Here is a 12,861-nt window from a genome sequence, read left to right on the forward strand (position 1 = left end):
CATCAAGAGCTACCCCAACCCCCACAACGTCCTGCTGCGGGAACTGCAGCGCCGCGGCTATAGCCGGACCGCCGCCCCCGCCCCCGGCGTCGCCGTCCACCGCCGCGGCCCCCGCTGGGTCCACGTCATCGAGGCCCCGCTCCCCGCGTCCGCCATGCGCTGGCTGTATGAACAATGCCATCTGCTGGTGGCCCCCGGCCGGGGGGAGGGCTTCGGCCTGCCCCAGGCCGAGGCCATGGTCCTCGGCCTGCCCGTGATCACCACCGACCGCGGCGGCCAGCGCGACTTCTGCACCCCCGCCACCGCCTGGCTCGTCCCGGGCCGGCATGAGCCCGCGCAATCCCACTTTCATCTTCCCGGTTCACAATGGTACGCGCCCGACCCCGAAGCCCTGCTGCGGGTGCTCGACATGGCCCTGACCGATCATCCGGAAAACCGCGCCGAACGCACCCGGGCCGCCCGCCGCCTGGTGTGTTCCCGCTACAGCGCCCGCGCCGTATGCGATACCCTTCACAATGCGCTCGCGGGCCTGGGCGCAACCCGGGACGGGAGTTGACACGTCCCGGGGGCGGCTATAGGCTTCAAGCCGGAGATGGGCCCGTGGGCGGGCTCCGCCCGGGTTTGCGGGCGCTCCCGTCCGCCAAGGCCCTGCCGCGACGGGGATCGTCCGTACGGGCCCGCAGGGCACCAAACGTCAGGCAACAGATCCATTTCATGCAACGCCTCTGAAGTCTCAAGACCCAAATAAGGAGTCCAAGTCAATGTCCAGACCCGAAGAATACGGAACCACCCAGCAAGTAATGGAGATCTATGCCGGCGTTTGGGGCGCCGCGCCGGACTTTGAGGGGGTCGACTACTGGGTCGGCGAGATCGACGCCGGCAACCTCACCCTCGTCGACACCGCCACCAGCTTCTTCGAGCAGGCCCTGGTGGCCGACAAGTACGCCGGCCTCGAAGGCGAGGACTTCCTCCGCGCCCTCTACAAGAACATCTTCAAGGTGGACACCCCCGACGCCGAGGGCCTGGCCTACTGGCAGGACCAGGTGGACGCCGATCCCAGACTGCTGGACGACAACATCGGCACCCTGGTGATGCAGATGATCGACGGCATGTGGGCCAACGACGCCGCCGCCGACACCCAGCAGCTCTACCAGAACCTGGTCACCGCCAGCGAAGGCTTCGTCGCCCAGCAGCGCCAGGACGGCACCACCCCCTACAGCGAGATGAGCGCCGAGGAGCAGGAACAGTTCCTCTCCGCCGCCCAGACCCTGCGCGACGGCATCACCGCCGACAGCACCGCCGAGGAGATCGACGCCGCGGTGGAAACGGCCATGTCCAGCCTGCCCGGCGCCGGTGAAACCTTCACCCTCACCACCGGCACCGACGCCTTCACCCCCGACGCCGAGGACGCCGCCAACCAGAGCACCTCCGGCGCCGACACCTTCGAGGCCGTCTCCTCCGCCCTGTCCTCCGCCCGCACCCTGAACGACGATGACCTCATCGACGGCGGGGCCGGCAGCGACACCCTCGAAGTCTCCATGGAAGGCAACTTCACCGGCTTTGGCAGCGACGGCGGCGTCTCCAACGTCGAGACCGTCGAGCTCACCAACGAGGGCAGCATCGGCCGCACCTTCGACGCCACCGGCGTCAGCGGCGTGGAATCCTATGTCCTCAACGCCACCGGCGCCGCCGTGAACCTGGCCGACCTGGCCGACGCCGAGGCCGCCATCACCGTCAACGGCCAGGCCTCCGGCAGCCTGGACATCGACCTGGCCGACGACGCCGCCGAGGTGGACGGCAGCGCCGACGCCCTGAACATGACCCTCAACGGCGTGGGCACGGCCGACGACGCCACCACCGAAGACACCGACGAGGAGAAGGTGGTCACCCTCACCGCCGACCACATCGAGGAACTGGCCCTCACCCTCTCCGGCGACAACGTGGTGGACCTGGGCTCCGACGACGCCGAGGCCCTCACCGTCGCCGGCGAAGGCAGCCTCAAGATGGCCGACGTGGGCACCGGCCTGGAGACCTTCGACGCCGCCGGCTTCTCCGGCGACATCGACCTGGAGCTGGCCGCCGCCTCCGGCATGACCTCCGTGGTCACCGGCTCCGGCGACGACACCCTCGACGCCACCATCGACGACCTCAAGGTCAACGCCACCCTGGACGGCGGCGCCGGCAGCGACCGCCTGGAGCTCACCGGCGGCAACGGCACCGTGCAGTACGCCATGGGCGGCATCGAGACCGTGGCCCTGGGCGCCCTGGGCGGTTCCCTCACCTTCTCCGCCAAGAACGCCAGCGGCATCGAGACCATCGAGGTCACCGAAGACTTGGCCACCGGTGCGGGGGCTCCCATCGTCTTCTCCAGCCTGGGCAGCGGCGACCTGGCCGTGGACCTGAAGGGCGACAACAGCAACGGCAACGACCTGAGCGTGGACCAGAGCGGCAGCCTCACGCTGAACGCCACCGCCTCCAGCGATGCCACCAGCACCGCCATGGACACCAACGACACGGCCGTCACCGCCACCAACGCCAGCGCCCTCATCCTCAACGTGGGTGAGTACATGGACTACCAGGGTACGGTCTCCGCCAACAAGGCCAGCTCCGTCGAGGCCCAGGTGGACGGCGCCCTCAACAACACCCTCACCCTCAACACCGCCGCCTCCGGCGTCTTCAACACCGGCTCCGTGGCCTCCACGGTGGCGCTGGATGCCGCCGAGATGACCGACCTCAACGTCACCGCCGGCGGGGACTTCACCCTGGGTGCAGGTTCCGACCTCTCCGGCCTGGAGGCCCTGACGGTGGACACGGATGGGGACTTCGATGCGGTCACCAATACCGTCGCCCTGGACTCCATCGCCCAGGTGAACCTCTCCGGTGATGGCGCCGCGGCCCTGGATACCCTGGGCAACAGCCAGGACTACGGCCTCACCCTCACCGCCGAAGGCCTCTCCGATGGTGTGATCACCGATGACATCAACGTGGGGGCCGGCCAGTCCATCACCATCGACGCCGCCAACGTGCTGGGGGATGTGGATATCGCCAGCACCAACAGCACAAACGGGGTCACCGTGGACACGGACAGCAATGGGGATCAGAGCGGTTCCATCACCGTGGACCTGAACGGCACCGGCGGTGACGTGAACCTGGGTGACTTGGATGCCAAGGACGTCACTGTCAACGCCTCCGGCGCCCTGGGTGCCATGACCTACGGCACCATCACCCTGTCCAACAGCCTGGACTTCACCGGGGCCGAACTGGCGGCCAACACCGTTGTCGCTAATGTGGACCCCTCCGGTACGAACAATGACAACGACGTCACCCTGACCTTCGTCGGCGGCATCAAGAACGACTCCTTCACCGTGCAGCCGGCTAATGGCTATGACGGTGAACTCACCATCTCCGCCACCGGGGACATCGAGGACACCGCCGGGCAGGATACCCTGGTGCTGGATGCCACCAACGCGGCCATGGATATTGCCAGTCTGACGATGGATGGGATTGAGGTGGTCGAGGTGGATGACACCAACACCGTCACCGCCCAGGCCAAGGATGTCTCCGGGAAGGAGTTCATTCTGGAAGGTGCTGCTGCCAACGATGTGCTGACCCTGGAAGGGACCAGCAGTGCGGATACCATCGACCTGTCTGGGATCACCCCGGATGGCGGCAGCGCCGGCGACATCAATCTCCTGGGCTCTGACGGCAAGGACACCATCACCGCCTCGGGCGCTGTGGATGTCTTCACCTACACGGCGGAGTCGCAGTTTGGGGATAGTATCAGTGACTTTAATACCACCGCTGATTCCATTGAGTTGGATGTGGGGGGGAGTGCCGCCACCACCGGGGGCAAGATGTTCTCTGCGGCGGCGACGGTGACCGGAGCCACGGTTAAGATCAACACCCTGGGTGCTACCTCTGCGGGTACGACCTCGGGAACTCTTACAGCGGTCTTCGGCACGGGGTATTCCTCCCTGGACGCCTTCCTGACCGCCCTGAATGCCTGGACGGGTTCTGCTGGTAAGCAGTTGTCAGCCACCGGCATCGCCTTCGGCCTGGGTGCCAACGGCGAGATCTGGGCCGCCCAGATCGAGGCGGGGGACTTCTCGGGAACTACCCTGACCGGCATCACCGCCAACGACGTGACGCTCGTCGCCACGGTCGAAGGGGTCACGGCTGGCGATATCGTCCTGGTCTAAAGGGGAAAAGGTGCCAGGTACGCTTGGGGTGGGGCGCGTAGCGCCCGCGCCCCCGGCTCCGGCCCGACCGGGCATGCGCTCCGTCCACCGAAAACATCAGCGTAAAGGGCGGGGGCAGGCAGGACGGCAACGGCCGGAGATCAGCGCCCAGGCACCCACAAAACCCGACTAAATCTGAATTTGACTCAACCCCGCCCCATGGCGGGGTTTTTTTGTTTGAAGGTACCTGGCACCTTTTTCCTGGCACCTTTTTCCGGCGGAAAAAGGTGCCAGGTACCTTCTCCCCCAGAATTTCCGCGCCTTCTCCCTGGGTGACGCAGCCGCAACCGGGGGGTATAGTGACAAGAGATGATCTGCATAACGCGAACGCGAGACCCCCGATGTCGCATGATGCGTACCTGACCCAAGCGCCACTGATCCATGTGGCCGCCCGGATCGCCTTTTCCCGTCTCCCGGACTTCGACGAGCAGGCCATGGAGACCTTTCATCGCCGCCTGGTGGAGGAGGGCTTCCCCGAACGGATCGAAGCCAGCCTGAGTGAGGTTACATGGTCTCTGCCGGGGCCCAGCGGTCAGGAGCCGAAACGCCGGGTGCGGCAGCGGGACCGTAATGTGTTCAAGGGGCCCGGGCACCGCCGTCTGGTGGAGCTGCGTTCGGACCAGCTATTGTTCAAGGTGACCGACTATGAAGGCCATGAACGGTTCCTTTCAGACTGGTTCAGGGTCATCCATCTGGCGGCCGAGGTCCTGCCGGGACTGAACAAGGCCCTGCTGCGCACCTGTAATCTGCGCTATGTGGATCTGATCGTGCCCAAGGAGGACGAGAAACTGCAGGATCTGGTCAGCAGCGCCCTGTTGCCCCCCCCGCTTTCCCAGGTCCAGGGCAGTCCGCTATTCGGGGCCACCACCAAGATCCTGAATACGGGGGAACAGTGCCGGCTCCGGCTGCAGTTCGAGGAATTGCAGCCGCGCCAGGGCCGCCTCACCAGGATCCTCCCCGATGATCTGGTGGAGACCGATCCCCGCGCCGGCCTGAGCATCCAGGCGCAACCCCACTGGGAACAAGCCATGCAGTGTGCCTATGGTCTCCTGGATATAGAGCATGTACACGAGGCCCCGGACAAACCGCCCCTCGGGGATGTGGATATGGAGGAGAGATTCAGAAAGCTCCACGACTCCACCCGCCAGGCCTTCTGGGGGATCATCACGGCAAAGGCGCGACAAAGCTGGGCGTGACAGGTAACGGCAGGAGACCGGCATGGAACTGACCACGAAGGCGTGCGCGATTGCGGAACCACCGGTATGGTCCACCGTGGGTGAACAACATGCGGAAACATGGATGCCGGCGAGCATGGCATGGACCAGCGGTGTCGATCTGCCTACACCGATCCTCCCGGAGTGGGACAGGGGCCCGGAGCTGGAGCCCCCCCCGCCGGGGGGGGGGCCTTTGACGACCTGCAGGGGCTTGCGCGGGGGGCCGGCCCTTCCTGCCGCGATATGGTCAGCATGTTGCGGGGAAACCCCTGGAGAAATCCTGCGAAAGGCCAGGCGGGTGCTGGGCCTCAGCACCAAGGACCTGGCACCCGTGTTCCGCATCACCCGCCAGGATCTTTACCATTTTTGCGATCACCCGGAGCGGTTCGGGGCGTTCCATAGGCAACGCTTCTTGGCAGTTTCTGAACAAATCAATCGGCTGTCGTCCATCCTCCAGGTGAGCCCGGGATCACGGGCCAAACATCTCGTCATCGAGGGCGACACTCTGCTGGGGCTCCTGAGCGCACCCGAGCTGGATCCCGGCCGCATCGAGAGGGTGGCGGCCCTGCTTGCGGAGCATGTCCGGCATTCCTCATCCCCCCACCAGAGACATCAGCGCACCATCGATCAACTGACGCGCCATGCCTGATACGGGATCGGAAAAGCCACCCCTGGGGAAGATGCTCCGGGAGGCCGGGATATGCCAAGGGGCCTGTTTCTCAGCAGGGTGCGTGGATGAGGCCACGCGCAAAGAATGGGCTACCCAAAGGTCCGAATCCCGGCTCCGCGAGCGGACCATCAGGGAAGATGCCTTGCTCGTGGTTGTGAGTCAGGATTGCGATATTGCCTGTCGCGATGATACCCAGGATCCCTGCATCGAGTTGGCTATTTTTAACCGCATCCGCTCCCGGGATGTTCACGAAGGAAACCAGTTTGCCCACAGTGTTCGGAAACTGCAGCTCAGGATCCATGATGCGGAGCGTGAAGCGAAGGTGAGGGAGACGGTGCGTATCCCTAAGAAATCCTTGTGCGAGATTCTACTGCAAGGGTCTGCGCCGGTTGCGCCCGAAATCCACAAGCTCACCGATGCGCAACGGTATACATTGTCAACCTGGAGAGCGAACCGCTATCAGCGCGCCGCCTTGCCCGACCGCTTCAATGTGGTGATGACCCCTGCTTTGCAGGCGGCCCTGCCAGGGCTGCAATCCCGGGCAGAGGATCCGCAAGAGGCAGGGCGAAGCTACATCCGGGCGATCTATGTCTATCTGGAACATATGGAAGAACAAGGGATGTGTGGGTTCTCCCTGCTGGCCCTGCTGCGTTCGGATGCCCCCGATGAGGTCCGGCTGGCAGTGGATGAGATCCTGGAGGAGGTGTGTCTACGGGTCGAGCGGGAGATGCCGCAATATCATCTGAGCGAAAACGGAGATCTTCCGGCCCTGGCAGAGCGGGAGCAGAGTATCACGATCGATCAACTGGGGCAGTATCATAAATACAACCTTGATTTCGTATCTCTGAGCCGGGGAGATACGGATACCGGGAGTAAGGTGCCTTCCCCCTAGGTGTTGGGCAGATTGTGGGCGGATTTTCATCGGTCGGAGACCAGGGACAGGCACTTTTGACCCTTGACCAGCTCACCCAGCAGTACACGGAGGAGGGTTTCTCGCGGATGTTCCAGGAGGATGGTGGGTTCAAGTTCGACTTTGATCACTGAGGTGGGGTTGCCCAAGTCGGAGCAGTGAGGGATGGAGGGCTGTGTGGTGGCTGCCGGGATGTGGCTTGGGTGGATTTTGTCGTTTATTGAGAGGGAGGGATCATGAGTGACAGCGGAGGTTACAAATGGCGCTATGAACGAGGGGAAGGGCGATTCAAGCACCGCTGGAAGCATGACCATCCGGGGTTCGAGCCCTCGCCGCGGGGGGCTGTTGGCAAATGTCCACGTCACGTCACTGATGAGATCGCCGAACGCATTCTCAATGAAGATGCCATTCCCAGCTTCGAGTCCGAAGACAGTCCTTGGCCGGATCGGTTCCATGCATTATATCAGGGTGCGGTTTACGAGGCTGTTCCCACGCAGCCGGGTATTTCATACCATGCGTATCCATGGCGCGGCGATTTACCCGGGCGACCAGGCCTTATGCGTTCCACTCTCCGGCAGCTGCGTGAACACGCCGACCAGAATGACGAGCGCGCCGCATTGGAATTGTGGCTGAAGCAGTACGGGGGACGGAACCGATGAACTTTGGTGAACAGACAGGCCTTCAGTTCGAACTCGAACCGGACTCACCCGATTCGACCGGCCTGGCTCAAGGTTCGTGCCGGGTTTTTCTTGGTGGCGAACCCGTCTGGGTTGGTGAAGGTAAGGGGCCGGACGGTCAGGGTGCGCCTTTACGGTGGACATGGGTCGATCTGCTGGAATTTCTCGGCCGTTGGTGGCCGTGGCTGATTCTGGAAGAGGGTTATCCGCTGTCACTGCGGCCTGCGTTTCCTTCGGAACTGCTGGGAGAAGCCGAACGGCGCTGGAGCGAACTTGCCGATGAGCAGGTGGAGGATGAAGAAGAGCAGATTCACCGTTTCCTCGCCCGCCATGATCTGGCAGCCGCGCCCAAGGGTTTGTTCCTGCCCGCGTTGATTCTTCTTCGGCAGGGGGCCACGGCGCACATCTCGTCTCCGGGGACGAATCAGGACATGGTGCGCCCATGGGAAGAGCTGGAATCGACCCTGGAAGCTGTTGGGGAGGCGCTGGCCACGGCGTGTTCCGAGAGTACTGAACCGCGTGCGCGGCGCGCCATGGAGTTGTGGAACAACCGCCAGCAGCGCGTTGACGAGCAGGAGTGGCAACTCACATCGGGGCTGGACGCCGAAGCAATCGAGCGCTTCGAGAATGAAGGGATCCCTCCCGAGGAATGGCGGTGGCCGGAACTGCGTGCCGTGGCCAGAATGGCCTTCGATGATGTTGTCGGGGTGGAGGAGCAGGTCTGTCTTCTGAGGGCGATCGTGCAGTCTTCTGCCACAGAAACTCCGGAACTCGACCAGATTGAGGCGGCCATCGGAATGCGATTCCAGGAACAGGGAAAACCTCATGAGCAGGGCTATAGAGCGGCACAATTGCTGCGCAAAGAACTGGGTCTGGCTGCGGAGACGCCGGTGGAGCCGGAGGAGTTGCTGCGCCAGTGGGCGGTGCGCATCGAGCCGGTGACTATCCCGCAGAGTTTCGTTGAGGCCATTACTGCCTGGGGTGAAGGCCATGGCCCTGTCATCCTGGTGAACGAAGCTCCGGGCTCACGAGCCGCTCACCACTACGGCAGGCGGGCAACCCTGGCTCATGAAATGGCACACCTGCTGCTGGATCGTCGTGGTGCTCTACCGTTCGCCGAGGTTCTCGGCGGCAACAGTCCAGAATATCCTGAGAAACGGGCACGTGCCTTTGCGGCCGAGTTCTTGTTGCCGCGTTCTGCGGCGGCTCGAGCGGTCCGGGAGCATGACAACCTGCAAGCGGCTGCCGATTCGCTGCGGGGCACGTACCATGTCAGCAGGGAATTGCTGGCTTGGCAGATTCTAAATTCGGTCCAGGGACGGCAGTTGAGCCGCAGTGAGCGAGCCCAACTTGAAAGATGGCGGCGTAATCAGACCGAAGATGAGGGGTAGCATGGGCCTCGCTCTTCTCACCGAAGCCTGTCTCGGCCTCATTCTCCCTGTGCTGTGCCCTGGGGAGAGGGTCAGGGGGTGGGCGATGGCTCCTTGCTTTCTCGGGTCGATAGAAGGGAAAGGGCAGGCACTTTCGGGGTTCCCGCCGGGATATCGGTGATATGACCCTGACGGTGCTGCTTGGATTGAGCTTCTCTCTGTTGCCAGAGGCCGAACCTCTCAGCCACGATGTGGTTGCTGGCTTTGATAAAGACCGGAACCTCAAGGATCTCCAGCATGGAGCAGGAACCGTCGTGGTGCGAGCGCAATACGGCGAAAAATAAGAAAGCTGGCAAGGATCATCCGGGCGTCACTATTCAGGCCACCCCTCCTTCAGGGTTTAGCACCGGTACCTGGCGCCTTTTTCCGTCCGGTACCACCTGAAACTGCCGCTTCCTCAGGCACCGACTCCAAAACCGAATCCGGATCAACCGAATGACCCCCCAAATCACCGGAGACGAGGCGCTGGTACGCCCCCTGCATACCCTGACCCAGCGGCTCGCGGCCGCGGGGGCCTGGTTCAACGAGGATCTGGAGATCCGGGCCGGGGTGGGGGACCTGGCCATGTGCAGCCAGCGGCGGTATGCCGACCGGCGCAGTGTCCTCCGCGTACCCCTGGCGGCGATGCCCTTCAAGGAGGATTTTCGTTGGACCCTGGAGGGGGATCGCCTGCGGGCCGAGCCCGTGGGGCCCGATACGGAGCCGCTGCATCGGGAGATGATGGACCTCATGCTGGAGGTCTATAACCAGGCCGGCAAGATGGCGCAGTGGCGGCAAGTATGCCCCTGGACGGCCCTGGAGGATCATCCCGATCTCCTGAACCGTTTGCTGGTGGCCAAGGCCGCGGCACCCAAGGTACAGCGGTTTCAGGAATGGCGGGCGGCCGGCCGCCGGCAGGCGCTGATGGTGGAGTCCTTCCTCGGGGCGCGGATCTTCCGGTTGACGGCGGAGCACCTGCAGGCAGTGGGGCGGCAAGAGGGGCCGGCGGTGCTTATGCCCATCATCGATTACTTCAATCACCAATTGCAGGCCGAGGGCTTCCAGATCCAGCCGGCGCCGGCTCCCATCAGTATGCGGGTATTTTCACGGCCGGACCCGCAGACGGGGGAGTTGTTCGTCCGGTACAACCTCTACGACCCCCTGGATACCTATCTCTTCTATGGCTTTGTGGACACGGAGTGTCCCTGGTTGGCCTCGGTACCGCTGACCCTGGATACGGCCGGGGGGCGTCTGGAAGTGCTCAATAGCGGTGGGGCCTTCAAGGGGGCCCTGCCCCCGGCCATGCGCGACCTGCGGGCCTTCATGCCGGCGGTGGTTCGGCAAGAGGCGGGCCATCTGCAGCTGACCAAGCTGATCCTCCCCGGGGAACGGGCACCCCGGGCCCTGCAGCGGGTCCTGGCCGGGCTGCTCACCACCCTGGGTGTGCCCCGGGACAGGGTGCACCGGGAGGTGGCCCGCCTGGAGGCGGAGGTGCTGGAACGCAACGAGGCCTATTGGGAGGATCTCGCCTGGCAGGCCCGCGCGCTGGAGCAGGGGCATCCCCTCCAGACCCTGTGCCGCCAGGCCCGGGAGCACCTGGCCGCCTACCGGCGGATGCGCCCGGTGCTGTGAATTCCGCACCTTTTGGTACCCACCTTCTTGGTACCTGGCACCTTTTCCGGGGCACCTTTTCCGCCGCGCGCGGAAAAAGGTGCCAGGTACCTTCTGCGAAGGGGAAATGCATGCTTTTCAAAGAGAAGTTATACCTGGCGAACTGTGATTCCACCCGGCGTTTGGCGGCCGATGAGATCCGCAAACGTGTTCTCGCTGCGCTCGTCTTTGCCGATGGCATCGTGCTATCCCCCAATCTATTGATCGATAACCCCGGCATTCTGGATATCCTGGCCAGCCATCAGGTTGAGCGCTGGTTCCGGGAAGAGGGGGCGGGACGACTGGTGATTCGCGGACGGGGGATGAATCCGGGCATGAGCCTGGTGGAGTATTTCGATGCCTTGCCCGGAGGATATGTGATATCCCGCCTGAATGGCAGAACGAAGGGAGAGCTTGCCGGAAACGATGGGCAGGCCCTCGATGCCCTGCGCCGGGAACTGGAACGGATGCAGCGGCAACTGGAGCTGTATCAGGCGAAATGGGAAGAGATCACGCTTTCACCCGATAGCCTGACCCGGGAGATCCTGAGCCGTTATGATCCGGCTTGGGAAAGCGACTATCTGGCATCTGATCCGGGGTTGCTTCGCGCGGTGCAGGAAGGGGAGGTCCGCCTGGTTTCAAGGTCCGATTGGTACCAGTACCTGCGGGGGATGGATCCCGGAAGGCGGGAAAGGTTCCGGCTGGAGGTGGTGGATGCCGCCTATAACCGCCTGTTCATCTATCCGGGCGAGGCCTTTGCGATGGACCGCATCCGGGTGCTTGGAGATCTCCCCGATGGTCTTCTTGAAGGGGGGCTCGCGGTGCGCGCCATGCGCGAGAAACTGGAATGGATCCAGGATGGGTATCGTCTGTTCGGTCTGGTGTCCAGTCTGGCGACGGATGAACTGGTCCGGGTGCTGGCGGATGAGGCCATGGGGTACATCGAGGATAAGGCGAAGGAACAGGGGCTCGATTGGATGCGTCGGGAGAACTGGTATGGCCTCTACGATAAGGTCACGCAGAAGATCGGTATCGAGCTGACGTGAAGATCGAATACGCCAATCCGTGGTTTCGAGTCGTTCGCGACGGCGCGGATCATTGGATCCAGGAGCCGGGGTCACACCAGGGTGCGGCCATCCTGCCGGTGATTGGTGACTGCATCCTGCTCCTGGAACAACAGCGTGCTGCACAGGGCGGGGCAATCACTCTGGAGATCCCGAGGGGGTATGCCGAGCCGGGAGAGACGGAGAAGGCCTGCGCGTGCCGGGAATTGGCGGAAGAGACAGGAATCGTCGTGCGGGAGATGGACCTGCGCCCCCTTGGCCGGGTCCGGCCGAATACGTCTGTTCTCGCCAGCTGCGTCGCTCTGTTCTGGGTGACCGTCCCCAAAGGTACCATTCCGGAGCCTGGAGACCGGGGTTGTGAGAAGTATCATCTCGTACCGGTGAGGGAGATGGCGAGATGGCTTGCAGCCGGACGATTGGAGGATGGTTTTACCCTGTCCGCATGGGCTTTCTATGTGGGATTGGGGATACACAAATAGGTGTGGGGGATTTGGGTACCTGGCACCTTTTCCGGAACGGAAAAGGTGCCAGGTACCTTCGCGGTCGTACCGCCGCGCCAGTTCAGGGTCGCTGACGCTGGACGGTGCCTCCTGGAGCTCACGCCGGATCTGGGGGGTCGTTCGCGCGTTGGAATGAATGGTACTCGCCATGAGGTCAGTCCTGCGTTGGATCATCGGCCACAATACTCAACCACTCCCGCGCATGAAACAGGGGGGCCTTATCATGCGGTATACAATCAAGCGAGACCCAACACGTAGGCGACTGCATCCAGTTGTTCGAAGGTGATGCCGGGCTTGAGGTAGTGGTCGGCTCCGGGCAGGGATTTGAGCTTCTCGAAGGGGGTCATCATCTCCTCGTAGCGGTAGCGCTTGCGTAGACGCCCCTTGGCATCGACCTTTTCGGTGGGAAAGAAGCAGGGGCGGTGGAAGTTAAGGTAGGGTGAGAGCACATCCTGGGTGAAGGCGTTGACCGCCTTGGCGAAGCGGCCGGGGATGTGGGCGTAGCCCAGGTGCTTGCGCACCACCGAGC

11 protein-coding genes and 2 pseudogenes are annotated in these 12,861 nt (G+C 63.4%); 11 read left to right on the top strand and 2 right to left on the bottom strand.

The genetic code is table 11. The annotated features are described in order from the left end of the window. The 11 genes from CKO33_RS12745 to CKO33_RS12795 form a co-directional block, all read left to right on the top strand. On the top strand, positions 1-556 hold a 556-nt coding region (locus CKO33_RS12745), incomplete at its 5' end, for a glycosyltransferase (protein WP_200182611.1). Between the two features lie 205 nt (positions 557-761). Beyond that, entirely contained in the window at positions 762-4,199 is a 3,438-nt protein-coding gene (locus CKO33_RS13900; protein ID WP_200182612.1) for a DUF4214 domain-containing protein, read from the top strand. 380 nt (positions 4,200-4,579) lie between these two features. After that, on the top strand, positions 4,580-5,434 hold the full coding sequence (locus CKO33_RS12755) for a TIGR04255 family protein (protein WP_200182613.1): 855 nt from the start codon (positions 4,580-4,582) through the stop codon (positions 5,432-5,434). A gap of 349 nt (positions 5,435-5,783) precedes the next feature. Continuing rightward, positions 5,784-6,101, top strand: coding sequence for a hypothetical protein (locus tag CKO33_RS12760; protein ID WP_200182614.1), 318 nt, complete (start codon positions 5,784-5,786; stop codon positions 6,099-6,101). 82 nt (positions 6,102-6,183) lie between these two features. Then, the gene (locus CKO33_RS12765) at positions 6,184-7,014 is read left to right on the top strand and encodes a hypothetical protein (RefSeq protein ID WP_200182615.1); all 831 of its coding nucleotides are present in this window, start codon (positions 6,184-6,186) and stop codon (positions 7,012-7,014) included. A 254-nt stretch (positions 7,015-7,268) separates the two neighbouring features. After that, a complete protein-coding gene (locus tag CKO33_RS12770) occupies positions 7,269-7,691 on the top strand; it encodes a hypothetical protein (protein WP_200182616.1) in 423 nt (140 codons plus the stop codon). Beyond that, on the top strand, positions 7,688-9,100 hold the full coding sequence (locus CKO33_RS12775) for an ImmA/IrrE family metallo-endopeptidase (protein ID WP_200182617.1): 1,413 nt from the start codon (positions 7,688-7,690) through the stop codon (positions 9,098-9,100). The genes CKO33_RS12770 and CKO33_RS12775 overlap by 4 nt, the downstream gene beginning before the upstream one ends. Before the next feature lie 161 nt (positions 9,101-9,261). Continuing rightward, positions 9,262-9,423 carry a hypothetical protein gene (locus CKO33_RS12780; RefSeq protein ID WP_200182618.1) on the top strand — a complete coding sequence of 54 codons (162 nt, stop codon included), beginning with the start codon at positions 9,262-9,264 and terminating at the stop codon, positions 9,421-9,423. A gap of 151 nt (positions 9,424-9,574) precedes the next feature. Next, positions 9,575-10,750 carry an SET domain-containing protein gene (locus CKO33_RS12785; RefSeq protein ID WP_200182619.1) on the top strand — a complete coding sequence of 392 codons (1,176 nt, stop codon included), beginning with the start codon at positions 9,575-9,577 and terminating at the stop codon, positions 10,748-10,750. A gap of 110 nt (positions 10,751-10,860) precedes the next feature. After that, on the top strand, positions 10,861-11,814 hold the full coding sequence (locus tag CKO33_RS12790) for a hypothetical protein (RefSeq protein ID WP_200182620.1): 954 nt from the start codon (positions 10,861-10,863) through the stop codon (positions 11,812-11,814). Then, the gene (locus CKO33_RS12795) at positions 11,811-12,311 is read left to right on the top strand and encodes an NUDIX hydrolase (RefSeq protein ID WP_338081789.1); all 501 of its coding nucleotides are present in this window, start codon (positions 11,811-11,813) and stop codon (positions 12,309-12,311) included. Before CKO33_RS12790 ends, CKO33_RS12795 begins: the two co-directional genes overlap by 4 nt. Before the next feature lie 66 nt (positions 12,312-12,377). Here CKO33_RS12795 and CKO33_RS13730 read toward each other — a convergent pair. Then, positions 12,378-12,482: pseudogene (locus CKO33_RS13730) on the bottom strand (IS481 family transposase); the annotation flags it as partial. Positions 12,483-12,568: 86 nt separating this feature from the next. After that, positions 12,569-12,861, bottom strand: a pseudogene (locus CKO33_RS12800) (integrase); the annotation flags it as partial.

The sequence above is a fragment of the Ectothiorhodospira mobilis genome, from assembly GCF_016584115.1.
GTDB classification, from domain to species: domain Bacteria; phylum Pseudomonadota; class Gammaproteobacteria; order Ectothiorhodospirales; family Ectothiorhodospiraceae; genus Ectothiorhodospira; species Ectothiorhodospira mobilis.

Excerpts from the sequence above, each read along its gene's own strand:
- CKO33_RS13900 (WP_200182612.1), top strand. The coding sequence starts at position 762 with ATGTCCAGACCCGAAGAATACGGAACCACCCAGCAAGTAATGGAGATC.
- CKO33_RS12755 (WP_200182613.1), top strand. The coding sequence starts at position 4,580 with ATGTCGCATGATGCGTACCTGACCCAAGCGCCACTGATCCATGTGGCC.
- CKO33_RS12770 (WP_200182616.1), top strand. The coding sequence starts at position 7,269 with ATGAGTGACAGCGGAGGTTACAAATGGCGCTATGAACGAGGGGAAGGG.
- CKO33_RS12775 (WP_200182617.1), top strand. The coding sequence starts at position 7,688 with ATGAACTTTGGTGAACAGACAGGCCTTCAGTTCGAACTCGAACCGGAC.
- CKO33_RS12780 (WP_200182618.1), top strand. The coding sequence starts at position 9,262 with ATGACCCTGACGGTGCTGCTTGGATTGAGCTTCTCTCTGTTGCCAGAG.
- CKO33_RS12785 (WP_200182619.1), top strand. The coding sequence starts at position 9,575 with ATGACCCCCCAAATCACCGGAGACGAGGCGCTGGTACGCCCCCTGCAT.
- CKO33_RS12790 (WP_200182620.1), top strand. The coding sequence starts at position 10,861 with ATGCTTTTCAAAGAGAAGTTATACCTGGCGAACTGTGATTCCACCCGG.